Genomic DNA, 24,617 nt, shown 5'->3' on the forward strand with positions numbered 1-24,617 from the left:
TCCGGTGATGCGCCTCGCAGCGTTTCACTACTAATAACAATGCAAGTCAACCGATGATCAAGCGGGTGAGCCATGGAACTACGAATCAACCAGAAGACCTATCAAGTCGATGCCGACGCCGATACGCCCTTGCTGTGGGTGATCCGCGATGATCTGGGCATGACCGGTACCAAGTACGGCTGCGGACTGGCGCAGTGTGGTGCCTGCTCCGTACTGGTGGACGGCAATGTGGTGCGCTCGTGCGTCACGCCGGTGGCTGGTGTGGTCGGCCGGGAGGTCACCACCATTGAGGCCATCGAGGCCGATGAAGTGGGCAAGCGAGTCGTCTCCACCTGGGTCGATCTTCAGGTCGCCCAATGCGGTTACTGCCAGTCCGGGCAGGTGATGGCAGCCACTGCACTGCTCAAACAAAACCCCAAGCCGAGTGACGCACAGATCGAGGCCGCGATGGTCAATCTGTGCCGCTGCGGCACTTACAACGCCATTCATGCCGCCATGCATGAGCTTGCCGATAAGGGAGACGCATGATGAACGTTCGTATCGACCCTTCCCAGGAAGCATCAGCGCTTGATCTGCACGAACCGGTCAATTTGTCGCGCAGACGTTTTCTGACCGGTACAGCCGTGGGCGCACTGGTGCTCGGCTTCGGCCTGCCGCTCGGTTCGACACGCGTGCAAGCGGCGGCGGCTGCGACCCCCGAGCGTGGCACGCAGGTCCCGGCGTTTCTGGAAATTCGCCCGGACAACCGCGTGCGTCTGCTGTGCCCGTTCATGGAAGGTGGGCAAGGTACGTTCACCGCGATGGCGCAGATCGTCGGTGAAGAACTGGATGCCGACCCGGCGACCTTCCTGGTCGAAGCCGCGCCGCCCGGCGAGGCCTATGTGGTCATGGACAACGGCATGCGCATCACCGGTGGCAGCATGTCGGTGCGCATGAGTTACCCGGTCATGCGCCGCCTCGGCGCGCTTGCCCGCGCCATGCTGCTGCAGGCGGGCGCGGAGAAGCTTGGGGTGCCGGTGGGCGAATTGACCACCGAACCTGGCAAAGTGGTGCATGCCGCGTCGGGCCGTTCGTTGGCGTACGGTGAATTGGCCGAGCGCGCGATGGATCTGCCGGTTCCCGCCCCTGACACAGTGCAACTTCGTGATCCGAGCCAGTTCCGCTGGATCGGTAAGCCCGTGAAGCGCGTCGATGCCTATGACAAGTCCACGGGCAAGGCGCTCTACAGCATCGATCTGAAGGTCGAAGGCATGCTGCACGCCGCCGTTCAGCATGCCCCACGCTTGGGTATGACAGTGGGCAACGTGCGCAACGAAGACCAAGTCAAGACCATGAAAGGCGTTCACTCCGTGCATCGTCTGCCGGGTGCCGTGGCAGTGGTCGCCGAGCGCTGGTGGCACGCAAAACGTGCGGTAGAAGCGATTCAGGTCGACTGGCAAGAGCCAACGGTCGACAGCAAAGTACGGCCGATGCCCGCAGATTTTTCCAGCGATGACTGGCTCAAGCGACTCGCTGAAGAAAAGGGCCCAGCCAGGGATGACGAGAATGAAGGGAACGTTGCTTCGATTCTCAGTGATGCCAAGTCTCGAGTCGACGCCACCTATCACAACCAATATCTGAACCACGGGCAATTGGAACCGCCTTCTGCGCTGGCCAGATTCAATCCGGACGGTTCGCTGGAAGTCTGGCTGCCTAATCAGGCGCCGGACATGTTCCGTGCGGATATCGCCAAACGCACGGGGCTGGATCCGTCTCGCATCACATTGCATTCACCACTGCTGGGTGGATTCTTCGGTCGGCATTTCCTCTACGACTCAGCCAGTCCTTATCCCCAGGCGATCGAGCTGTCCAAGGCGGTTGGCCGCCCGGTCAAACTGATCTGGAGTCGAGAGGAGGAGTTTTTGCGTGACGTGCTCCGTCCCGTTGCAGCGGTGAATTTCCGAGCCGCGCTGGATAACGACGGCTGGCCGCTGGCAATCGAAGCGATCAGTGCCACCGAAGGTCCTACTGAGGCCATCGCCGGCAAACAGGGTGAAAAGCTAGACCCCACTGCGCTTGAAGGGTTGTCGGGCAAGTCCTATGCGATCCCCAACAAGCGGATCGCGCAGATCTATGTCAAAGGCCCGGCAATGTTGGGCTACTGGCGTTCGGTGGGCAATTCGCTCAACGACTTCTTCTATGAGTCGTTCCTTGACGAACTGGCCGACAAAGGCGGCAAGGACCCGTTCGAACTGCGCCTGCATTTGCTGCGTGACAACAAGCGCCTGACCACACTGCTGCAGGCGGTGGGTGAGCTGTCGGGAGGCTGGAAGCGTGGGCCGTTTACAGCCGAGGACGGCACCAAACGCGCGCGAGGCGTGGCGATGGCTTCGCCGTTCGGTACACAGACGGCGGTGATCGCCGAGGTATCCATCGAGAACGGTCAGGTCAAGGTGCACGACATCTGGCAGGCGATTGACCCCGGCAGCATCGTCAATCCGGCGATTGTCGAGGCTCAGGTTAATGGCGCCGTTGCGCTGGGGCTGTCTCAGACACTGGTAGAGGAGTCAGTGTGGGTTGATGGCAAACCTCGGGCTCGCAACTACGACCTGTATCCGATCCTGCCGCCTGCGCGGATGGCACGGGTACACGTTCGTGTCGTCGAGAGCGGGGAAAAAATGGGTGGCATCGGCGAACCGCCGTTGCCGGCCGTCGCGCCAGCCGTCGCGAACGCGGTGGCAACGCTGACCGGGCAACGGGTTCGAAGCCTGCCCATGAGCCGACACACCTTCACCTGATCAACGCCGGAGCGTCCATGAATAACAGCCGATTCGCAAGAACCGCTGGCTGGCTGGCGGTGCCGTGCCTGGTAGCGGCAGGCCTGCTGGCCTGGTATGTCACTCGCGAGCCCGCCTCGCCTTTTGAAAACCACCACATAGCCGTGGCCGATATCGACCCTGCGCTGGTCGCCCGTGGCGAATACGTCGCCAGGCTCAGCGATTGCGTGGCTTGCCACAGCGTGCCAGGCGGAGCACCGTTCGCCGGCGGCCTGGAAATGGCCACACCGCTGGGAGCGATCCATGCGACCAATATCACACCGGACACTGAAACCGGGATCGGCCACTACAGCCTGGCGGATTTCGACCGTGCCGTCCGCCACGGTGTGGCACCCGATAGCCGCCGTTTGTACCCGGCAATGCCCTACCCGTCTTACGCAAAGCTCAGTGATGACGACGTGCGTGCGCTGTATGCGTTCTTCATGAAAGGCGTGGCGCCGGTCAAACAGGCGAACATCCAGAGTGAAATTCCCTGGCCATTGAACCTGCGCTGGCCTATAGCACTGTGGAACGGTGTGTTTGTTGACGCCGAGCCCTATGTTGCAAGACCTTCGCAGGATGAAATGTGGAACCGCGGTGCTTACCTGGTTCAGGGTGCCGGGCACTGTGGCAGTTGCCATACGCCACGCGGCCTGGCGTTCAATGAGAAGGCACTCGACGAATCCGGTGCGCCGTTCCTCGCCGGCGCCTTGCTGGATGGCTGGTATGCCCCGAGCCTGCGTGATGACCACAACACGGGTCTGGGCAGATGGAGCGAGCCGGAGATCGTGCAGTTTCTCAAGACTGGGCGCAACAGACACGCGGTGGTCTACGGCTCGATGACCGAGGCGTTCAACAACTCCACGCAGTTCATGACCGATGATGATTTGACTGCGATTGCCCACTACCTGAAATCGCTGCCCGGGGATCCTCAACGCGATGGAGCGTCCTGGCAGTATCAGAAGGTATCTGCCGCTGAGCGTCTGGACACTCCCGGTGCCCACACCTACGTGACGCGGTGTGCGTCATGCCATGGTCTGGACGGCAAAGGGCAGCCCGAATGGATGCCGCCACTGGCCGGAGCGACCTCCGCATTGGCCAAAGAGAGTGCATCGGCGATCAACATCACCCTCAACGGCTCGCAGCGTATCGTGGCCGCCGGCGTGCCGGACGCCTATCGCATGCCCGCCTTCCGCGAGCAGCTGTCGGATCAACATATCGCCGAGGTCCTGACATTCATGCGCAGCGCCTGGGGCAATCAGGGTAGTGCTGTCGATGCGCAGGCGGTTGGCAAGCTGCGTGAACACACCGATCCGGCTAGCAGCAGCCCGACCATCCTCCACATGCGCTAGAGGAGAGTTTGATGGAAAGCATCGATTTGCTGGTACTGCGCACCGCGCGGGACTGGCTCGCGGCCGGAGAACGCGTGCTACTGGCCACCGTGGCGCGAACCTGGGGCTCCTCACCGCGCCCGACAGGGTCGATGATGGCCTTGCGTAACGACGGTCGGGTGGTCGGCAGCGTGTCCGGTGGTTGCATTGAGGATGACCTGATCCATCGCTATACCACGGCCTATGGTGGGAGTGGCTTGAAGGACGGCGCACCGGAAGTGGTGCGCTATGGCGTCAGCGCCGATGATGCGCATCGATTCGGCTTGCCCTGCGGCGGTACGCTTGAGCTGATTCTCGAGTTCAACCCGTCTTGGCAGTCGCTCGATGAACTGCTGGCCCATCTGGATGACGGGCGGCTGGTGCGCCGCTGCCTGGCAGTGGCGTTCGGTCAAGTCACGCTCCAACCCACCGCGACACCGGAGCAATTCAGTTTCGACGGCAAGCATATGCTCAATACCTTGGGGCCAGGGTATCGAATGCTCATGATAGGTGCCGGCGCGCTGGCCGAGTATCTAGCCACCATGGCGTTGTTCAACGGCTTCAAAGTATCGGTTTGCGATCCACGTCCGGAATACATCGAGACTTGGGCGGTGACCGGCGTGGAGCGAATCGTCGGCATGCCCGATGATGTTGTCCGCGACTTCGCGGTCGATCTGAGAACCTGCATCGTCGCCTTGAGTCATGATCCCAAACTCGACGATCTCGCATTGCTCGAAGCCCTCCATAGCCCGGCGTTTTACATTGGCGCCATCGGCTCGCGGCGCAACAGCCAGCTGCGCCGCGAACGCCTGATTGAGCATTTTGGTGAGACCCAGGCGTCACTTGAGCGTCTGCACGGACCGATCGGCATCTACATTGGCAGTAAGACGCCTGCAGAAATCGCCGTCAGTGTGATGGCCGAGATCCTTGCGGCCAAGAATGGTGCTAGCTTGCCAAGTGAGTTCAGTGTCGCCCAAGCTAAACATTCCATCGAATCTGTAGCCTCATCACCGTAGACCTATGCTTGGTTGAAAATCTCCAGGGTCCCCGCCGGTTGTCAGCTCTTCCCCGCATACGGTTCTTCCAGTAACGGCCTCCGCACCCTACTGCCTTCGTGTAGGTCGCGACTTAAGCGATCCGGATTTCATTTTGGCTGGCCGACAAGCACTCCCAGCTCGGAGCAATGGGTGTGGTGCCCAATGGGTGTTCATCGAAAGCCGAGGCAAGCGCCCGCTAGTTGGCCAGATGTACGCCCAATACAGAAATACCCATATTGCACGGTTATGGGAATACCGACTTGCAAGGGTATGGGAGCGCCCGTAATACTTCGCGGATGGAATTTAAAGAAAGACTCAAAGCCGCCCGTCGCCATGCAGGTCTAAACCAGACCGAGCGTGCTGAGCCCGCCGGTCTCACGCAGACGATATCGTCGACGGCGACATGTACGCGATCAACCACAACGGTCAGCTCCGCGTGAAGCTGGTCTACCTGAAGAAAGGTTGATCAATGCCAAAGAAACATCAGGAAAGCAAAGCAGCGACGGCTGCTGACATTGAGCGCTCTATCCAGGCGCTGAACAAAATGGCTGAACGCCTCTGGGGCGATGGCCGGGAAGCTGAGGCGAAAGCCCTCCTCGATGCCTTGGACGCGTTAAACAGGGCGCTCGATCGGATCAGGATTGGAGAGAGCCGCAGGGTTCTTCATTGAAATGTACACGTCCCGGCTGAAGGCTGGGAGTATAAACAGCAAGGTGGATGGCTGATGGGGCTGCTCGAGTTTCCACCGGCAACCAGCGGAACGGAGTGCAGCCGAGTGATTTTGGATCAGGTCACGATCTGAATGCACGACTGGAAATGCTGACATTATTTTGGTCTGGATCTTTGGCATTGGAAAAACTGTATCCCTCTGCCTCGTGTGTCGGGCCAAAAAGCAGCCCCTTTTCTGCAGAGGTCTCCTTGAAAGCCTGAACGTCGTCCACGTCAAAAACGATTTTGACGCACGCCTGACCGTTCTTTAGGCCTTTGGCCGCCTTGTGCAGAAGTAGCTTGGCGCCACCTGCTGACGAAGTCAGTTCCGTGATGCCATTGAGCTCCGGCAATGCGGAAAACCCAAAATGCCGAGTGTAGAAATCAGATGTCTTCGCGACATCCTTCGCATAAATGATCACCGCATTGATTGCTGGCTTCATATCACCCTCCCTGGTTGGTCACTCAAATCAGCTAGCCATCTTAGACGTAAATCCTCAACACGCCACATCCAACTCATCCCGCCACTCTGGAGGCGCCCATGTCAGCACAACGCAAGGCTCAGTTCCAATTCTGCCGCCTCCGGTGAGCCAAGACGACCTGACTGAGGTTGATTGGCTGGAAGCGAAGGCGGAAAACCTGATGCGGCTTCGTCGTCAGTTGGGGTATCCGTGCAGATGCGCGTCCAAGCCTATAAAGTAGCCACTTCCAAACAAGGAGGATGGAATATTGCTCATCAAAATTGAGCTGCTGGACGAGCTGCTTCAGCGCTATGCCGGATACCTCGGCAATGACTTCACCGGATACCGAAATCATGTGTACCGAGTCATCAACTTTTGTTGCTCGCTCAACATGCTGGATGCTGTAGACCTGGAAAAAATAGTGGTGGCCGGGGTATTTCATGACCTTGGCATATGGACGGCCAGGACGTTTGATTATTTGCCCCCGTCAGAGCAATTGGCAAAAGACTTCCTTCGGGAAATCGATAAGCTGGGTTGGACGGAAGAGATTATCTCGATCATTCACAACCACCATAAAATTACTCGTTCCCATACCGATCCACAGAACCTTGCAGAGGTTTTTCGGAAAGCCGATTGGATCGACGTATCCCACGGAGCGGTTACTTTTGGACTCTCACGACAGAAGCGACGTGAGGTGTTTTCGGCCTTTCCTGATGCAGGATTTCACTTTCGCTTAGTTCAGCTTTCGCTCAAGCGACTGCTAACGAACCCACTGAGTCCACTGCCAATGATGCGGCTCTGAATGTAGTAATTCACTCGTCACCCACCCTATATAGCAGCATAGCTGCTTTATTGGCCAAAATTACTAGCAGCGCTATTTGCTGAAATATCATACTCTTGTCGCCATGAAAACACGCCGCCCCCTTACCCCTGAAGAAATCGCCGAAAGCATCAGGCTCAAGGCTATTTACATCCAGCGAAAGTCTGCTGCCAAAGCGGCTGGATCAAATCTCACTCAAGCAGATGTGGCTGAGGCCTGCGGATGGTCTGGCCAAAGCGCATTCAGTCAGTACGCAACCGGCAAGGTTCCACTGAACGTCGAGGCACTCCTGAAACTGGCAAAAGCCTTGCGCTTCGATGCCAGTGAAGTGAGCCCACGCCTGATGTCGACCGTTGCCAGCGTCCAGCCTTCCGAGCGCATCCAGCCAAGCGTATTGATGTCGGACATCCAGCCTTGGGATGACGACACGCCCCTGGATGACGATGAGGTCTACGTGCCCTTCCTGCGCGAAGTGGAACTGGCGGCCGGATCAGGCCGTTTCGTGATTGAGGAAAGCGATAGCGCACGGCTGCGCTTTTTCAAGAAAGACCTTCGCCATAACGGCGTTCAGTTCAGCAACGCGAAGTGCGTGGTTGTCAGCGGCAACAGCATGCTGCCAGTGCTGCGTGACGGCGCAACCATAGGCATCAACGTCGGCAAGAGCTCACTGGGCGATATCGTTGACGGCGACATGTACGCCATCAACCACAGCGGTCAGCTACGTGTGAAGCAGGTTTACCGCCTACCAACGGGCATCCGCCTGCGCAGCTTCAATCGCGACGAGCATCCGGATGAGGACTATATCTTCGCAGAAATCCAGGAACAGCAAATCGTGATCCTGGGCCACGTGTTCTGGTGGGGGATGTTTGCCCGCTGATTGAACCGTAGACCCGTTTTTTACCAAATGAAGCCCGCCTGGCGCGGGCTTTCTTATGTCCGTGGAAAATATTATTAGCAGCGCTATTTACTTAAAATATAAGCACTGCTACTTTTACTTCAAGCCAAGACAACACCACCCGCATCAAAAGTCGCGGCGCGAGCAATAACGAAAGCATCACTTCTGCCCATTCATCGAGTGGGCAGTGGGATGTAGGCCTACATCAAAAGCGAAAGGCTCAATGGAGCAAAAGGTGACATCAATGAACTGAGGTAAATAACCATGACTGTAGACATCAGCAACTACACAATCGCTACACCGCTTCCTATCTCCGAGACCAACCCCATCGCACTTGAGCTCATCGGTTGGCGGGCCCTGCTTGAATGTCCGGAAGTCGTTTCGATGCTTCCGGATGGCTCGCTGCAAATGACGGCGCCGACGCTCGGTGCTTCGAGCAAAAGCACGCACCGGACGCGCTGCGAGTGGAAGGAGCCGGGTTATTGGCTATTCGCCAGCGCTGCTGACCACTGGAACCGACAAGAAATGCGGCTAACCAAAGTCAACTCGCTGCAGAAGGTCGTGATCGGCCAGATTCATGTGCAGGGTTCAGAGCGACCACCTGTAAAAGTGTTTTGGAACAAAGGCCGAATCACCATGGGGTTCCGGTCGAGTTATCTTCAAGAAGACCCGGTGAACACGACGGTTCTGGAAAACGTGCCGCTTGGTGCACTGTTCAAAATCAACATTCACGCCAATTCGAGCGGCGCTGTCTCCGTTTCGGCGAGCTGTAACGGCGTCAAATCGACCTCCGCAATCATGCGCCTCGACAACACCTGGGACACGAAAACGCTGGCCTTCCACGGCGGTGTGTACAACCAGATCGATTACTCCGACACCACTGACCCCGAAGACGGTTCGGTGTGCATCATCAGCGACCTTTCCATCACCCATGCTTGACCTGTAGGAGCCAGGCTTGCCGGCGAAGGCGTCCTTAAGCGCGCCTTCGCCAGCAAGCCGGATCGCCGCACCGCTGGCTCCTACAAAAACGGATCAACGCTTTGCGTGCAGCGCATCATCAGGCAGTGATTGAAAGTCATCCACCACCTTGTCTGTAGTAATGACCGCATCAAGGCCCCAGTCGCCAGGCAGGTGCCAATCCTCTCCAAACATCTCCGCCGGATGCATCGTGCGCTCGGAACCATTGCCGCACGCCAAGGACTTCGCCGGACAATACAGGTCGCATCCCCAACAAATCCGCTCGGGGTGTTTGGGGTTGACGGGGAAGTTCTTGGCCATGCCGATCTCCGATCATTGAGTGGCTTCGTTCCAACCTACAGCCCTTGCGCAACACCAGCCTTGATACATATCAAGAATCGACATCGAGCCCCTCTGCGCAATCCCGAGCCATCGGTTTAATTGCTCAAAACTTGATAACAATCATTATTGTTCTCAGCAAAGCTTCCTAGACTCGGGCTCCTACTCGTCAGTGTTCAGGAAGCTATTATGCGTACCCCTTTTTCGCTATCACTCGCCCTGCTCTTGCTCACACCACTGGCTCACGCCAAGGAATACCCGATCGGGGAACCCCAGTTGTGTCCCGGGCTGGAAGTCGGGGCGGTGTATTTGCAGCCGATAGAAATGGCACCTGCGGGGATGATGCGCGCGACCGCGGATTCCGACGTCCACCTGGAAGCCGATATCCGGGCCACGGCGGACAATCGGCAGGGCTTTCAGGAAGGCAGTTTCGTGCCCTACCTGAACGTCTCTTTCAACCTGAAAAAACACGGCAGCGACCCCGAGGTCAAAGGCGATTTTCACGCCATGGTGGCCAATGACGGTCCGCACTATGGCGACAATGTGAAGCTGCTTGGCCCCGGTAAATATCAGCTGACGTTCACCGTCCTGCCACCCGGCGGTCATGGTTCCCTCGGGCGCCACACCGATAAGGAAACCGGTGTCGCTCCCTGGTTTGAACGCTGCGAACTGCACTACGAATTCATCTACGCCGGCATCGGTAAAAAAGGCGGCTATTGAATGAAGCGCCTGCGCATTGCCTGGCTGATCCTCGCCGGAGTCGTTGTGCCAGTGACGGCTTATGCCCAGTTACCCAGCTTTGAGCTGATCCTGCGCGATGGCCACTTCACGCCGGCCTTGCTGGAGGTGCCGGCCGGACAGCGCTTCAAGATCGTTCTGAAGAACGTCGGCCAAGGTCCGGCCGAGTTCGAGAGCACGCCGTTGCGGGTTGAAAAAGTCCTGTCGCCGGGTGTGACGACCTTCGTGGTCATTCACCCCCTGAGGCCCGGTCACTACCCCTTTTTCGATGAGTTCAATCCGCAATTGCCCGAAGGCGGCATCCTCGCGAAATAACCTGTCAGCGCACGGAGCTTGCATGAATCAATCAATGTTCATCGTCTGGCGCGAAAGTGTCGAGGCGTTACTGGTGATCGGTATTCTCCAGGTTTGGGCCAGCCAGCAAGGCCAACCTAATCGTCTGGTCAAATTCCTCTGGGCGGGTGTGGTGCTGGGGTTGATGCTCTCGGGCCTGCTGGCGGTGTTGATTCTGTTTGCCGGTGAGGCCATGAGCGGGTCAGCCAGTGAATGGTTCCAGGCCGCACTCGCGCTGGTTGCCAGCCTGTTGATGGTGCAGATGGTGGGCTGGATGCATCGCCACGGGCGCAGCCTCAACCACGATTTGCGACGACACGCCGACAGCCACCTGGCTCGACAAGGTGGCGCTGGTCTATTACTGCTGGCAATGCTCGCGATCAGCCGCGAAGGCAGCGAAACGGTGGTCTTTCTCTATGGCGCCGGCGCCCGGTTGCGAGGTCCGCAGCTCGGTTTGTTTGCCATCGGCGGCGTGTTGGGGCTGGTGCTGTCGGCGCTGACCATTACGCTGCTGCACAGCAGTCGCCGATTCATTTCATGGCAACGATTTTTTGCCATCAGCGAAGTCATCCTGCTCATGCTCGGCGCGGCCTTGCTGGTCAGCGGCACCGAGCGAATCGGCGGCCAATTGCTCGCCCTGGATTTGCCGGACATGGTTTACAGCCTCGTTGGCGAAGCGCTTTGGGACAGCAGCACGTTGCTGAGCGACAGCCACGGATTGGGTGGCTTTCTTGCAGGTTTCGCCGGTTATCGGGCAAGCCCCAGTGGCCTGACCTTGTTGGTGTGGATCGGTTATTGGCTGGCCGTCGGCGGCTGGCTGCGGCAACGGACTGCGGAGAACCTGCCATGCCCAACCTGAGCCGACGCAATCGATGGCTCCAACGACTGGGCGACGGGATGCGTCGCCATGCGCCCGTCATCCGTGCGGTCCAGTGGGCTGTTGTAGTGTTTTATGCGGTGCTGTTGGTGACCCCGGCGCTGTTGCCGCTGCCAGACAGCCAGGCACGGATACTCGACAACCTGACCTTGCTCGCGCAGTTTCTATTCTGGGGAATCTGGTGGCCGTTCGTGTTGCTGTCGATGGTGTTCTTCGGCCGACTCTGGTGTGGCGTTCTGTGCCCGGAAGGTTCGCTCAGCGAATGGGCCAGCCATTACGGTAAAGGCCTGGGTGTGCCGCGCTGGTTGCGTTGGGGCGGCTGGCCTACCTTGGCGTTCTGCCTGACGACCCTCTACGGCCAGTTGATCAGCGTCTATGACTACGCCCAGGCCGCGCTGTTGATTCTGGGCGGTTCGACCGTGGCAGCGGTCATCGTCGGGTTGTTGTTCGCCCGGGGCAAGCGAGTCTGGTGCCGTTACCTGTGCCCGGTCAGCGGAGTCTTCGCCCTGCTCGCCCGGCTTGCCCCTGTGCACTTTCAGGTCGATGAACAACGCTGGCTAGAAAATGCCGCACCGCGCCTGCCGCCGCCCAACTGCGCTCCCCTGCTCGATATCCGCCGCCTGCAAGGCGCCAGTGATTGCCACGCCTGCGGACGCTGCAGCGGGCAACGCGGTGCCGTCCAACTGATCGCTCGCTCCAGCAATCAGGAGATTCTTCACGCAACGGCGCGGACCCTGTCCCCTTGGGACGCACGCTTGCTGCTGTTCGGCGTGATCGGCTTGGCCATGGGCGCGTTTCAATGGACGGTCAGCCCATGGTTTGTCGCCCTCAAACAATCCCTGGCCCAGTGGCTGGTCGAACACAACCAGCTCTGGGCCCTGCAGGACAATGCTCCCTGGTGGCTGCTGACCCATTACCCGCAGCTCAACGACAGCTTCAGCTGGCTCGACGGTTTCAGCATCGTCGCTTACCTGAGCTTGAGTTCGATCTTGCTCGGCACGGCGTTGATGCTGCTTCTGCGCCTGACGGCCCGACTGGCGCAAGATCGCACACTGTATTGGCCCCTGGCGCTGACACTCACGCCCCTGGGGGGTGCCGGACTGTTTCTCGGGCTGTCGGCCACCACCGTCAAATTGCTGCGTTATGAAGGTCTGCTGCTGGAATGGGTGCAACCGGCCAGGGCCTGTCTGTTATTGGCCGCGATGGGCTGGAGCCTGCTACTGGGTTGGAAACGGCTGAGTCGCGAAGGTCTTTCCCAGGTGCGACGCGGGTCCGCCATCGCCTGCCTGCTCCTGGCCGAAGGCATGGTGGGATTTGGCTGGTGGTTGCAATTCTGGGGCTGGGCTTGAGTTCCCCCAGCCCCCTTTACCCGCGCAACACGAAGGCTGGAAACAACTCGCGCATGGCCTCCCACAACTCTGGCAGCAACGCTTGCGCCGAAACGCTCGGCAACAGCGGATCGAACATCCGCTCGGTACGAACCAGTTGCACGGCAAAGCGTTTAACGCCGAGTGCATTCAAGCGTTTTGCCAGGATCAGCAGACGCGCCGGCTCGAACAGATGCCAGTGCACGGTGGTGCGACATTCGTAGTCGACACCACTGGCCAGCAGATGCTCGAGGCTGCGCCAGTTGGCGGTTCCACTGCCCTCGACCCGGGTGATGGCCTGGCAATCCTCGGGCAGCGCCTTGACATCGAAACCGACCCAATCAGCACCGGTCAATGCCTTGGCGAACGCGGCCGGCTTGATCCCGGCGCTGTGCAAGCCGATGCGAAATCCCATGTCCCGCACTTCGTCCATGGCGCTAAGCAAGCCGTCCTGCAGAGTCGGTTCACCGCCGCTGAACACCACGGCATCAAGCAGATCCTGACGACGTTGCAGAAACGCCAACACCCGCCGCCAATCCACTTCCTCACTGCCACGAGGGGGAATCAGCTGCGGGTTATGACAATAACGACAACGCCAGGCGCAACCCTGGCAAAACAGCACGCAGGCGAGCTGTCCCGGATAGTCGATAGTGGTCAGGGGCACCATGCCCCCGACCCGAAGCATTCGACTCATTGGCGTCCGGCCAGTGCCGCGCTTTCAGTGAAGTGCACCCGCTCACGGTGCTCCGACTGTTTACCCGGATTGAACGCCGACACAGGACGGTGATAGCCCATCACCCGGGTCCAGACTTCGCAGCGTTGACGTTGAGCCTGGGGCAGTGTTTGCGATGCAGTCATGGTGAAGCTCCTTGCGGTTGAGTGGATCGAAATCAATGAACGGCGCCGGCTTTCTGTTCTTGCAGCAGCAGGACCTCGTCGCATTTGGGGCAGAACTCATGTTCGCCATCGAGGTAGCCGTGCACCGGGCAGATGGAAAAGGTCGGGGTCACGGTCAGGTACGGCAGGCGGAAACGTCCAAGGGCTTTTCGCACCAGTTGCTTGCAGGCTTGAGTCGAGGAAATCCGCTCGGCCATGTACAGGTGCAAGACTGTGCCGCCGGTGTATTTGCATTGCAGTTCGTCTTGAAGTTCCAGGGCTTCGAAGGGATCTTCGGTGTAGCCCACGGGCAGTTGCGAGGAGTTGGTGTAATACGGCGCCTGCACACTGCCGGCCTGGAGAATGTCCGGATAACGCTTGAGGTCTTCCTTGGCAAAGCGGTATGTGGTGCCCTCGGCCGGTGTCGCTTCCAGGTTGTAGAGATGACCGGTTTCCTCCTGGAAACGCAGCAACGTGGCGCGCACATGGTCGAGCATATTCAGGGCAAACTTGCGGCCCTGTTCGGTGTGCATGCCCTCCTCGTCGCCGGTGAAATTGCGCAGCATTTCATGCATACCATTGAGGCCTATGGTGGAGAAATGGTTGCGCAAGGTGCCCAGGTAACGCTTGGTGTAAGGGTACAAACCGGCGTCCATGTGGTGCTGAATGACTTTGCGCTTGACCTCCAGGCTCTCCATCGCCAGTTCCATCAGCGTGTCCAGTCGCTGCAACAAACCACTGGTGTTGCCCTTGAACACATAGCCCAGACGCGCGCAGTTGATGGTCACCACGCCGAGCGACCCAGTCTGTTCCGCCGAACCGAACAAACCGCCGCCGCGCTTGAGCAACTCGCGCACATCGAGCTGCAACCGGCAGCACATCGAGCGCACCTGATTGGGCTGCAGATCCGAATTGAGGAAGTTCTGGAAGTACGGCAAACCGTAGCGCGCCGTCATCTCGAACAGACGATCAGCGTTTTCACTGTCCCACGGAAAGTCATGAGTGATGTTGTAGGTCGGGATCGGAAAGGTGAACACTCGCCCTTTCGCATCGCCAGCCTGCATCACCTCGATGTAGGCGCGATTGAGCAGGTCCATTTCGACTTGCAGGTCGCCATAGGCAAACGGCATTTCCTCCCCGCCGATGACGGGTATCTGCTCACGCAAATCCTGCGGGCACACCCAATCAAAGGTCAGGTTGGTGAACGGCGTCTGAGTACCCCAGCGTGACGGCACGTTGAGGTTGTAGATGAACTCCTGAATCGCCTGGCGCACCTCTTGATAACTCAACTGGTCCTTGCGCACATAGGGCGCCAGGTAGATGTCGAACGAGCTGAACGCCTGGGCACCGGCCCATTCGTTTTGCAGGGTGCCGAGGAAATTCACCATCTGCCCCAAAGCGCTGCTCAAGTGCTTCGGCGGACCGGCTTCGACACGCCCCGGCACACCGTTGAGCCCCTCGTGCAACAGGGTGCGCAGCGACCAGCCGGCGCAGTAGCCGGCGAGCATGTCCAGGTCGTGCACATGCAAATCCGCCTCGCGGTGGGCCTGGCCGATGGCCTCGCTGTACACCTCGTCCAGCCAGTAATTGGCAGTGACCTTGCCCGACACGTTCAACACCAGCCCACCCAGGGAATACCCCTGATTGGCGTTGGCCTGGACTCGCCAGTCTTCACGGTCCAGGTACTCGTTCATCGAGGTCGCCACTTCGACCATGGTCCGGCGGTCACGACGCAAACGCCCGTGTTGTTCGCGGTAGACGATGTAGGCGCGCATGGCGAAGAAGAAACCGGCGTCCATCAATACCCGTTCGACACGATCCTGGATCTGCTCGACATGCAGCCTTGGCAGACCGTCCAGCCGAGCGAGTACCGCCTGAAGCAAACCTTCAACCTCAACCTCGGTGTACTCCCCCGTAGCCTTGCCGGCAGCGATCAACGCCTGACGGATTTTGTCGGCATCGAAGGCGACCAGACTGCCATCGCGCTTGTGCAAGCGGTTACATCCTACTGAGATCAGCGTGCTCTGCATTCGGCCTCCAGATACTACATATAGATGTTTATAGACAAACAAACACAACATGCAGTGAAGACTACGGACAAAGGGCTGATCTGCAATTGATCGATATCAAGATTTGCCGGTGAAAAAAAACGCCCGATGACGACAAAAGAAAATCCAATGTGGGAGCGGGCTTGCTCGCGAAGAGGCCATCACATTCAACATCATTGTTGACTGATAGACCGCTTTCGCGAGCAAGCCCGCTCCCACATTGGATTTGCTGTGTTTTACAGAACAGCTCAACCGCCACTCATGTTCATGAACCGCACTATCTGCACCTCCCCTTCGGGGCTGAAATCGTGGCGCAACGGCTTGCCGCGCAAGGCCTTCTGCACCGCGTTGATCACGGGCTGATCATCCAGCGGATAACGCCGCAGCAATCCTCTTAAATCCAGCGCGTCCTCCTGCCCCAGACAAAGCAACAGCTTCCCTTCAACAGTCATCCGCACCCGATTACAGCTGCCACAGAAGTTGTGGCTGTTGGGTGAAATGAAACCGATCCGGGTATCGGGATGGCGTTCCAGGCGCACGTAGCGCGCCGGTCCGCCGCTGTTTTCAGTGCTGTCGAGCAAGCGATGTTGGCTGGCGATCAGCGCCCGTACCTCGTCGCTGGAACAAAACGATTCTCCCCGTGAGCGCCCGACGTCGCCCAAGGGCATTTCTTCGATAAAACTGATGTCGATGCGCTGATCGATGGCGTATTGCACCAGCGCCGGGACTTCATCGAAGTTGCGCCCTTTCATCACCACGCAGTTGAGTTTGATCCGCTCAAACCCCGCGTCCCGCGCCGCTTCAATGCCGTTGAGCACCTGATCAAGATCGCCGATGCGGGTGATTGCGCGGAATTTCTGCCCGTCCAGGCTATCGAGGCTGATGTTCATCCGCTTGACCCCCGCCTCCGCCAATGGCCGGGCCAGACGGCCCAGTTGCGAGCCGTTGCTGGTCATCACCAGTTCGCGCAAACCGGGTAGCGCGGCGATGTTGCGGCACAGTTCGACAATGCCCGGACGAATCAGCGGCTCGCCGCCGGTCAGGCGGATTTTGCGTACGCCCAACCCGACGAACAGCGTTGCCAGACGCTGCAACTCCTCCAGCGTGAGCACCTGCTGACGCGGCAGGAAGGTCATGTTTTTCGCCATGCAATACACACAGCGAAAATCACAACGGTCCGTCACCGACATCCGCAGATAATCGATCTGCCGTCCAAAGCCATCCTGCATTACAGCGTTCATCACATCTCCCGGTTTGCCTCGATGCTCACTGTACCAGCGGTGAGTCGGCGCCCTGCAAGTGGATGCCGCGAATATCCGCCGCACCGATCAGGGTTTGCAGGTACTGCACCAGGGCTTTTTGCCAGACGCCTTGCTGCAACTGCGTGCGGATCGCCGTCGACACCACTTCATAGGGCAACGGCATGCCTTCGATCCGCTGATCGACACTGACCACATGCCAGCCGTAGCGACTTTCCAGCGGTTTGCTGGCCAGGCCCGGCGCCAGAGTGAACAGCTGACGTTCCAGTTCGGGCACGGTCTGGCCCTTGCTGATTTGCCCCAGGGAACCGCCCTGAGCCTTCGACGGGCAGGCCGAATACTTCACAGCCAGCTCGGCGAAACTGCCGGGGAATTCATCCAGACGTTGCAGCAGAATTTCCGCCTGATCATGCGCAATGGCGCGCGCCTCGACATCATCCGGCGCGCATTCGAGCAGGATGTGCCGAACCGCCAGCAACGGTGCGCTGTGAAAGCGCCCACGATTGTTTTCGTAGTAACGCAGACTGGTTTCCTCATCGCACTGCGGCACGTGCACCTCGCGTTCGAGCAGCAAGCGCGTGGCCGCTTCTTCTTCGTTCTCGCCAGCGCCAATCTCCATCGACACGCCGAGTTCGGCGATGCGCTGCTGCAACAATTCGCGGATCACCAGCGCCCGGGCGGCCAGATAGACCGCCTCTTCGCGGCTTTCGGCCGGGTGATATTGCAGCTCCTGGGCCATCGCTTCCGGCGTGATCGACACCTCGTTGACGCTGATGATCGGCCACTCCTGCTCGCTGCTGGCGATCAACTGCGCCGGGGCGTCATCGGCAGCCGCCGGCTCAACCGGGAGTGCTTCAAACTGCGCCGCTGCGACCGGCGCGATATCGAGAACGTCCTCTACTTTTTTGGAAGAGCCGCAGCCACCGCTGCTGCCGTTACCACCACCACATCCACATCCACCTGACATGATTGTCTCCTCAGTACTTCTGACGAACGATTTGATAACGACGCCCCAGGTACCAGATCGGTGCGCTGATCATGTGTACGAGACGGGTGAAGGGGAACAGCACAAACAGGGTCAAACCGAGAAACACGTGCAGCTTGTAGGTCAGCCCGACCGGCGCGATGGCCGCCGCCGCTTCCATCGGCCGCAACAGCACGGTGTTCTGCGCCCAATCAGCGAGCATTACCATCACCGAGCCATCCATATGCGCGGTGGACGCCGCAATCGTCAGCAGACCGAGTAGCAACTGCGCTAGCAGCACCAGCAGAATCAGAATGTCCGAAGGGCTGGAGGTGGCACGTACCCGTGGATCGGTGAGCCGCCGATTGACCAGCATCAGCAAGCCGATCAAGCACAGCAGGCCAAAGAATCCGCCGGACACCATCGCCAGCAACTGCTTGTTCTCAGTGCTGATGACATGGTGATAAACCGACGCAGGCGTCAGCAGGCCGACGAAGTGCCCGGCCAGCACGAACAACACACCGATATGGAACAAGTTGCTCGCCACGCGCATGCCGCGTTGGTTGAGCATCTGGCTCGAACCTGCCTTCCAGCTGTATTGCGACAGGTCGAAGCGGGCCCAACTGCCGATCAGGCAAATGGCCAGGGCGACGTAGGGATAGATCCCGAACAACAATAGATTCCATTTAGACATTACCGACCTCCTTGGCTGGCGCGGCGGCCAACCCTTCATGCTGAAAATCCACCCAGTGCAACGGCACCGCGCTTTCTTCCCGAGCCTTGCCCGGTGCGCTTGGCAGTCCACTGCAACGGTCCTGCTGTTCGGCCTGGAGAAAGTCCACGGCCTCCTCTTCCCAGATCTTGTCGAGGGCTTCGAGGGAGTCGTCACGGGGTTCCGCGGCGACCTGCGCCCGCAGGTCAGCCACTGCTTGATGAGGCTCGGCCCCGGCAATTTGCAGCAGTGCCCGGAAGCAGCTGGCATAGGCGCTTTCGCGCTCTTCCAGACGTGCGGCGAGCAAGGCCAGCAAGTGCGAAACATCCGCCAGGCCCTCGCGGGCCTCGATGTCTTCGCGGGTGGACAGGAACTCCAGGTACAGCGGGATATAGTCCGGCAGCTCTTTGACGCCGATGGCAAAACCGGCTTCTTCGTATTGCGCCATCATGTCGACCATGGCCTGGCCACGGTCGCGGGACTCGCCGTGCACGTGCTCGAATAACAACAGCGATAGCGAGCGACCTCGGCCGAACAGCGCCCCGTAGTGCTCCTGCCCATCCATCAGGTCATTGCCGCAGATCAGCTCGAGCAACTCGAACAACGCGCCGCGTTGCTTGGGGCTGATTTCCCGTGACTGGATAATCGCCTGCTCCAGTTCGTCACGCCCGCCAATCAGCGTCTCGGTCGGGTAATCGAGCAGCAGCGAAATCACTTTGAGAATTTGCATGCTCATTCCTCCCACAACTGGACGGTTTTCAGGATGTCGCGGCGGTTGGCTTTCTTCGCACCGAACATGTTGGTGTCGGAACTGCCGCTGCAGCCGCTACCGAAACTGAAGCCGCAACCGGAGCGTTCGGCAAAGGCGTCGCTCATGGCGTCTTCACGGTGCGCGCTCGGTACCACAAAGCGGTCTTCATAGTTGGCAATCGCCAAGTAGCGGTACATCTCCTCGACCTGGGCCACGCTCAAGCCGACATCCTTCAGTACTTGCAGGTCCTGAACGCCATCGACTTGCTCGGAACGTTTGTAGGCGCGCATCGCCAGCAAGCGTTTAAGCGCACGCTTGACCGGTTTTTCATCGCCGGCGGTCAGCAGGTTGGCCAGGTACTTCAGTGGAATACGCAGGCTGTCGACATCCGGGATCACCCCGTTCATACCGACGGTGCCGGCAGTGGCGGCGTTCTGGATCGGCGACAGCGGCGGCACGTACCAGACCATCGGCAAGGTGCGGTATTCCGGGTGCAGCGGCAGTGCGAGTTTCCAGTCCACGGCCATTTTGTAGACCGGCGAACGCTGGGCTGAATCAATCACCGACTGCGGTACGCCATCGGCCAAGGCCTGACGAATCACTGCCGGGTCATTCGGGTCGAGGAAGATCTCCAGTTGTTTCTCGTACAGGTCCTGCTCATTGGCAGTGCTCGCCACTTCGCTGATGCGGTCGGCGTCATACAGCAGCACCCCGAGGTAACGAATGCGCCCGACGCAGGTTTCCGCGCAAACAGTTGGCATCCCGGCTTCGATACGCGGGTAGCAGAAGATGCATTTCTCGGACTTGCCGCTCTTCCAGTTGAAATAGATCTTCTTGTACGGACAGCCGCTGATGCACATCCGCCAGCCACGGCATTTCTCCTGGTCGATCAGGACGATGCCGTCTTCTTCACGCTTGTAGATCGCCCCGCTCGGGCACGACGCTGCGCACGTCGGGTTGAGGCAGTGCTCGCACAGGCGCGGCAAATACATCATGAAAGTGTTTTCGTATTCGCCGTAAATATCCGCCTGGATCTTGTCGAAGTTCTTGTCCTTGCGACGCTTGGCGAATTCGGTGCCGAGGATTTCTTCCCAGTTCGGGCCCCACTCGATTTTTTCCATGCGCTTGCCGGAAATCAGCGAGCGCGGACGCGCAGTGGGCTGATGCTCGCCCAGCGGCGCGGTGTGCAGGTGCTGGTAATCGAAGTCGAACGGTTCGTAGTAATCGTCGAGGCTCGGCAGATCCGGGTTGGCGAAGATGTTCGCCAATACGCGGAATTTACCGCCGATGCGCGGGTTGATCGTGCCGTTGGCGTTGCGGATCCAGCCGCCCTTCCACTTGTCCTGGTTTTCCCATTCTTTCGGGTAGCCGATCCCGGGTTTCGATTCGACGTTGTTGAACCAGGCGTATTCCATGCCTTCACGGCTGGTCCAGACGTTTTTGCAGGTGATCGAACAGGTGTGGCAACCGATGCATTTGTCCAGGTTCAGAACCATGCCGATTTGTGAGCGAATCTTCATCTCAGTTCTCCTCGATATCGGTCGGCAGCGGACGTGGCAGGTCATCGCCACTTGAACCATCGAGCCAGTCGACTTTGGACATTTTGCGCACCACGACGAATTCGTCGCGGTTGCAACCGACGGTGCCGTAATAGTTGAAACCGTAAGCCTGCTGGGCATAGCCGCCGATCATGTGGGTCGGTTTGAGCACGACGCGGGTGACCGAGTTGTGGTGGCCGCCACGGGTCTTGGTGGTTTCGGAACCTGGCACGTTCACGATCCGTTCCTGTGCGTGATACATCATCACCATGCCGTCCTTGACGCGCTGGCTGACCACCGCCCGGGCGGTCAGTGCACCGTTGACGTTGAAGCATTCGATCCAGTCGTTGTCCTCGATGCCGGCGCGTTTCGCGTCGTTCTCCGAGAGCCAGACAATCGGCCCGCCACGGCTGAGGGTCAGCATCAGCAAGTTGTCGCTGTAGGTGCTGTGGATGCCCCATTTCTGGTGCGGGGTAATCCAGTTCAGGACGATTTCGGTCTCGCCGTTGCTGCGCTTGCCTTTCACCCCTTCGATGGTGCGGGTGTTGACGGGCGGGCGATAACTCATCAATTGCTCGCCGAACGCCTGCATCCACGGGTGATCCTGGTAGAACTGCTGGCGACCGGTGATGGTGCGCCATGGGATCCCTTCGTGAACGTTGGTGTAGCCGGCGTTGTAGCTGACGTGATCGTCTTCGAGACCCGACCAGGTCGGGCTGGAAATGATCTTGCGCGGCTGTGCCTGAATGTCGCGGAAACGAATCGCCTCGTGGGCCTTGGACAGCGCCAGATGGCTGTGGTCGATGCCGGTGAATTCCGACAACGCGGCCCAGGCCTTGACCGCCACCTGGCCGTTGGTTTCCGGTGCCAGGGACAGAATCACTTCGGCGGCGTCGATGGCCGTGTCGATTTTCGGACGGCCGTGACTGATACCGGCATCGCCTTCTTTGTGATTGAGTTCACCGAGGAATTTCACTTCGTCTTCGGTGTTCCAGTTGATGCCTTTGCCGCCGTTGCCGTGTTTTTCCAGCAATGGCCCGAGGGACGAGAACTGTTTGTAGATGTTCGGGTAGTCACGCTCCACCACGTGCAGGTTTGGCGCGTTCTTGCCCGGCTCCGGTGCCACGCCGGCGCTTTTCCAGTCGGTGCCGCCAAACGGTTGGGCCAGTTCGCCGACGCTGTCGTGCATCAACGGGATGGTCACCAAATCCTTTTCAACGCCCAGATGCCCTTCGGACATGCTGGAAAACGCCTTGGCGATGCCTTTGTAGATTTCCCAGTCGGAACGCGATTCCCACGCCGGGTCGATGGCGGCCGACAACGGGTGAATGAACGGGTGCATGTCCGAAGTGTTCATGTCGTCTTTTTCGTACCAGGTCGCGGTCGGCAAGACGATGTCGGAATAGACGCAGGTCGAGGACATGCGGAAGTCCAGCGTGGTGACCAGATCGAGCTTGCCGATGGCGCCCTCGTCCACCCATTCGGCTTCTTCCGGTTTGCAATCGCCGACCTGGCCGATGTCTTCGTTCATCACCCCGTTCTTGGTACCGAGCAGGTACTTGAGCATGTACTCATGGCCCTTGCCCGAGGAGCCCAGCAGGTTGGAACGCCAGATGAACATGTTGCGCGGGAAGTTGACCGGGCTGTCCGGCTGTTCGCAGGAGAAGCGCAGCGAACCGTCCTGCAGCGACTTGACCACGTAGTCTTTGGGGTCCATGCCGGCCGCAGCCGCGTCGCGGCAAATGTGCAAAGGGTTAGTGTTGAGTTGCGGCGCGCTGGGCAACCAGCCGGCGCGTTCGGCGCGGATGTTGTAGTCCAGGGCATGCTCAGGGAATTGTGATTTATCGGCCAATGGCGAGAGCACGTCGTGCATGCTCATCTTCTCGTGGCGCCATTGCGAACTGTGGGCGTAGAAGAAGCTGGTGCCGTTCATTTGGCGAGGCGGACGGTTCCAGTCCAGACCGAACGCCAGGGGCAGCCAGCCGCATTGCGGACGGAGTTTTTCCTGGCCGACGTAGTGCGCCCAGCCGCCACCGGTCTGACCGACACACCCGCAGAGCATGAGCATGTTGATCAGCCCGCGGTAGTTCATGTCCATGTGGTACCAGTGGTTCATCGCCGCGCCGACGATGATCATCGAGCGACCCTTGGTCTTGTCGGCGTTGTCGGCGAACTCACGGGCAATCTGGATGGCTTTCTCGCGGCTGACGCCGGTGATCTGCTCCTGCCACGCCGGGGTGCCGGGCACCGAGGCGTCGTCGTAATCCTTGGCGACGTTTTCGCCGCCGAGGCCGCGATCGATGGCCAGATTGGCTGCGGACAGGTCGAACACGGTGGCGACTTTGGCCACGCTGCCGTCCGCCAGCACCACGCTGTGAACCGGCACGCGGCGGTATTGCACAGCATCGCCAGCTACGTGCTGGAAGTGCTCGTGGGACTCGCCGGCAAAATACGGGAACGCCACTTCGGCGACGTCATCACCGATCAGGCTCAGCTTCAGATCGATCTCACGGCCTTCGCCGCCTTCACGAGGCAGGATGTTCCACTTGCCCTTCTCGCCCCAGCGATAACCGATGGAGCCTTGAGGGGAAACCAGTTCGCCGCTGACATCCAGCGCGATGGTTTTCCATTCCGGGTTGTTTTCCTGGCCGAGGTTGTCGGTCAAGTCGCTCGCGCGCAAGAAACGGTCCGGCTGGTAACCGGCGCCCGGTGCCTTGTCGACCATTTGCTTGAGCAGCACCAGCACCGGCAAATCGGTGAAGCGCTTGGCGTAGTCAGTGAAATAAGCGCTCGGTTTGTCCAGGTGGAATTCTTTGAAGATCACATGGTTGAACGCCTGGGCCAGCGCCGCGTCGGTGCCTTGTTTAGGGTTCAGCCACAGGTCGGTGAGCTTGGCGACTTCCGAGTAATCCGGGGTAATCGCCACAGTCTTGGTGCCCTTGTAGCGGACTTCGGTAAAGAAGTGCGCGTCGGGGGTACGGGTCTGCGGGACGTTGGAGCCCCAGGCAATAATGTAGTTGGAGTTGTACCAGTCGGCCGATTCCGGCACGTCGGTCTGCTCGCCCCAGACCATCGGCGAGGCCGGTGGCAAGTCACAGTACCAGTCGTAGAAACTCAGGCAAGCGCCGCCGATCAGCGACAGATAACGCGAACCGGCCGCATAGCTGACCATCGACATGGCCGGAATCGGCGAGAAGCCGACGATCCGGTCCGGGCCGTATTGCTTGATGGTGTAGACGTTGGCCGCCGCGATGATCTCGTTGACTTCTTCCCAGTTGGAACGAATGAAGCCACCCATGCCGCGTTTGCTTTTATAGGAGTCGGCCTTGGCCTTGTCCTCGACAATGCTGGCCCAGGCTTCGACCGGCGCCATGGTCTGCCGCGCATCACGCCAGAGTTTGAGCAACGGCTTGCGGATTTTCGGGTACTTGAGCCGGTTGGCGCTGTAGATGTACCAGCTGTAACTGGCACCACGCGGGCAGCCACGGGGCTCATGGTTAGGCAGATCGTTGCGGGTACGCGGGTAGTCGGTCTGCTGGGTTTCCCAGGTGATCAGGCCGTTCTTGACGTAGATTTTCCACGAGCAGGAGCCGGTGCAGTTCACCCCGTGGGTGGACCGTACGATCTTGTCGTACTGCCAGCGCGAACGGTAGACGTTCTCCCAGTCGCGAGACTCTTTGCGGGTCTCTCCATGACCGTCGGAAAACTCGTTTTGCTTACGGTTGAAAAACCGCAATTGATCCAGTAAATGACTCACGGTGTAGTCCTCTCA

Annotated in this window: 23 protein-coding genes and 1 pseudogene; 13 read left to right on the forward strand and 11 right to left on the reverse strand. The window is 59.3% G+C overall.

Annotation, left to right across the window (positions count from 1 at the left end; translation table 11 throughout):
- Positions 1-72 precede the first annotated feature (72 nt).
- From AB7M29_RS22455 to AB7M29_RS22480, 6 genes and pseudogenes are all read left to right on the forward strand, one after another.
- Entirely contained in the window at positions 73-528 is a 456-nt protein-coding gene (locus tag AB7M29_RS22455; protein ID WP_217856401.1) for a (2Fe-2S)-binding protein, read from the forward strand.
- Positions 528-2,777, forward strand: a complete 2,250-nt coding sequence (locus AB7M29_RS22460) for a molybdopterin cofactor-binding domain-containing protein (RefSeq protein WP_454248012.1) — start codon at positions 528-530, stop codon at positions 2,775-2,777. The genes AB7M29_RS22455 and AB7M29_RS22460 overlap by 1 nt, the downstream gene beginning before the upstream one ends.
- A 17-nt stretch (positions 2,778-2,794) precedes the next feature.
- On the forward strand, positions 2,795-4,147 hold the full coding sequence (locus AB7M29_RS22465; protein WP_454248013.1) for a c-type cytochrome: 1,353 nt from the start codon (positions 2,795-2,797) through the stop codon (positions 4,145-4,147).
- Positions 4,148-4,158: 11 nt separating this feature from the next.
- Positions 4,159-5,181 (forward strand): XdhC family protein, encoded by a 1,023-nt coding sequence (locus AB7M29_RS22470; RefSeq protein ID WP_217856407.1) that lies wholly within the window; start codon positions 4,159-4,161, stop codon positions 5,179-5,181.
- Between the two features lie 406 nt (positions 5,182-5,587).
- Positions 5,588-5,653 (forward strand): annotated as a pseudogene (locus AB7M29_RS22475) (transcriptional regulator); the annotation flags it as partial.
- Between the two features lie 18 nt (positions 5,654-5,671).
- Positions 5,672-5,872: a hypothetical protein gene (locus AB7M29_RS22480; protein WP_007895617.1), complete on the forward strand. Its 201-nt coding sequence runs from the start codon at positions 5,672-5,674 to the stop codon at positions 5,870-5,872.
- 121 nt (positions 5,873-5,993) lie between these two features.
- On the opposite strand, the gene AB7M29_RS22485 is transcribed toward AB7M29_RS22480, so the two are convergent.
- Complete coding sequence (locus AB7M29_RS22485; RefSeq protein WP_052964391.1) at positions 5,994-6,353, reverse strand: VOC family protein; 360 nt, start codon at positions 6,351-6,353, stop codon at positions 5,994-5,996.
- 286 nt (positions 6,354-6,639) lie between these two features.
- Between AB7M29_RS22485 and AB7M29_RS22490 the strand changes: the two genes are divergently transcribed.
- From AB7M29_RS22490 to AB7M29_RS22500, 3 genes are all read left to right on the forward strand, one after another.
- The gene (locus tag AB7M29_RS22490; RefSeq protein WP_225922990.1) at positions 6,640-7,173 is read left to right on the forward strand and encodes an HD domain-containing protein; all 534 of its coding nucleotides are present in this window, start codon (positions 6,640-6,642) and stop codon (positions 7,171-7,173) included.
- Between the two features lie 103 nt (positions 7,174-7,276).
- Positions 7,277-8,068: an XRE family transcriptional regulator gene (locus AB7M29_RS22495; protein ID WP_454248014.1), complete on the forward strand. Its 792-nt coding sequence runs from the start codon at positions 7,277-7,279 to the stop codon at positions 8,066-8,068.
- Between the two features lie 282 nt (positions 8,069-8,350).
- Positions 8,351-9,025, forward strand: a complete 675-nt coding sequence (locus AB7M29_RS22500) for a polysaccharide lyase family 7 protein (protein WP_217856417.1) — start codon at positions 8,351-8,353, stop codon at positions 9,023-9,025.
- A 93-nt stretch (positions 9,026-9,118) separates the two neighbouring features.
- Here AB7M29_RS22500 and AB7M29_RS22505 read toward each other — a convergent pair whose 3' ends face one another.
- Positions 9,119-9,364 carry a DUF3079 domain-containing protein gene (locus tag AB7M29_RS22505; protein WP_217856419.1) on the reverse strand — a complete coding sequence of 82 codons (246 nt, stop codon included), beginning with the start codon at positions 9,362-9,364 and terminating at the stop codon, positions 9,119-9,121.
- Between the two features lie 207 nt (positions 9,365-9,571).
- Between AB7M29_RS22505 and AB7M29_RS22510 the strand changes: the two genes are divergently transcribed.
- The 4 genes from AB7M29_RS22510 to AB7M29_RS22525 are packed head-to-tail and all read left to right on the forward strand — an operon-like array spanning position 9,572 to position 12,679.
- The gene (locus AB7M29_RS22510) at positions 9,572-10,102 is read left to right on the forward strand and encodes an iron transporter (protein ID WP_217856421.1); all 531 of its coding nucleotides are present in this window, start codon (positions 9,572-9,574) and stop codon (positions 10,100-10,102) included.
- Positions 10,103-10,435, forward strand: a complete 333-nt coding sequence (locus AB7M29_RS22515; RefSeq protein WP_217856423.1) for a cupredoxin domain-containing protein — start codon at positions 10,103-10,105, stop codon at positions 10,433-10,435. It begins immediately after the preceding gene.
- Between the two features lie 22 nt (positions 10,436-10,457).
- The gene (locus AB7M29_RS22520; RefSeq protein WP_217856425.1) at positions 10,458-11,312 is read left to right on the forward strand and encodes an FTR1 family iron permease; all 855 of its coding nucleotides are present in this window, start codon (positions 10,458-10,460) and stop codon (positions 11,310-11,312) included.
- The gene (locus tag AB7M29_RS22525) at positions 11,300-12,679 is read left to right on the forward strand and encodes a 4Fe-4S binding protein (protein ID WP_454248015.1); all 1,380 of its coding nucleotides are present in this window, start codon (positions 11,300-11,302) and stop codon (positions 12,677-12,679) included. The genes AB7M29_RS22520 and AB7M29_RS22525 overlap by 13 nt, the downstream gene beginning before the upstream one ends.
- A 16-nt stretch (positions 12,680-12,695) precedes the next feature.
- Here the strand turns inward: AB7M29_RS22525 and AB7M29_RS22530 are convergent, their stop codons facing one another.
- The 9 genes from AB7M29_RS22530 to AB7M29_RS22570 form a co-directional block, all read right to left on the reverse strand.
- On the reverse strand, positions 12,696-13,391 hold the full coding sequence (locus tag AB7M29_RS22530) for an anaerobic ribonucleoside-triphosphate reductase activating protein (RefSeq protein WP_187326478.1): 696 nt from the start codon (positions 13,389-13,391) through the stop codon (positions 12,696-12,698).
- Positions 13,388-13,555, reverse strand: a complete 168-nt coding sequence (gene nrdD / locus AB7M29_RS22535; RefSeq protein WP_017338867.1) for an anaerobic ribonucleoside-triphosphate reductase — start codon at positions 13,553-13,555, stop codon at positions 13,388-13,390. Before nrdD ends, AB7M29_RS22530 begins: the two co-directional genes overlap by 4 nt.
- A gap of 32 nt (positions 13,556-13,587) precedes the next feature.
- Positions 13,588-15,603 carry a ribonucleoside triphosphate reductase gene (locus AB7M29_RS22540; protein ID WP_454248016.1) on the reverse strand — a complete coding sequence of 672 codons (2,016 nt, stop codon included), beginning with the start codon at positions 15,601-15,603 and terminating at the stop codon, positions 13,588-13,590.
- A 266-nt stretch (positions 15,604-15,869) separates the two neighbouring features.
- Positions 15,870-16,862, reverse strand: a complete 993-nt coding sequence (gene moaA / locus AB7M29_RS22545; protein WP_038982858.1) for a GTP 3',8-cyclase MoaA — start codon at positions 16,860-16,862, stop codon at positions 15,870-15,872.
- Positions 16,863-16,887: 25 nt separating this feature from the next.
- Positions 16,888-17,847 carry a peptidylprolyl isomerase gene (locus AB7M29_RS22550; protein WP_454248017.1) on the reverse strand — a complete coding sequence of 320 codons (960 nt, stop codon included), beginning with the start codon at positions 17,845-17,847 and terminating at the stop codon, positions 16,888-16,890.
- A 10-nt stretch (positions 17,848-17,857) separates the two neighbouring features.
- The gene (gene narI / locus AB7M29_RS22555; protein ID WP_048392509.1) at positions 17,858-18,538 is read right to left on the reverse strand and encodes a respiratory nitrate reductase subunit gamma; all 681 of its coding nucleotides are present in this window, start codon (positions 18,536-18,538) and stop codon (positions 17,858-17,860) included.
- Positions 18,531-19,286, reverse strand: coding sequence for a nitrate reductase molybdenum cofactor assembly chaperone (gene narJ / locus AB7M29_RS22560; protein ID WP_048392506.1), 756 nt, complete (start codon positions 19,284-19,286; stop codon positions 18,531-18,533). Before narJ ends, narI begins: the two co-directional genes overlap by 8 nt.
- A gap of 2 nt (positions 19,287-19,288) precedes the next feature.
- Positions 19,289-20,827 (reverse strand): nitrate reductase subunit beta, encoded by a 1,539-nt coding sequence (gene narH, locus AB7M29_RS22565; protein WP_038982852.1) that lies wholly within the window; start codon positions 20,825-20,827, stop codon positions 19,289-19,291.
- A 1-nt stretch (position 20,828) separates the two neighbouring features.
- On the reverse strand, positions 20,829-24,602 hold the full coding sequence (locus tag AB7M29_RS22570; RefSeq protein WP_454248018.1) for a nitrate reductase subunit alpha: 3,774 nt from the start codon (positions 24,600-24,602) through the stop codon (positions 20,829-20,831).
- Between the last annotated feature and the right edge of the window lie 15 nt (positions 24,603-24,617).

Source organism: Pseudomonas sp. F-14 TE3623 (assembly GCF_053629015.1).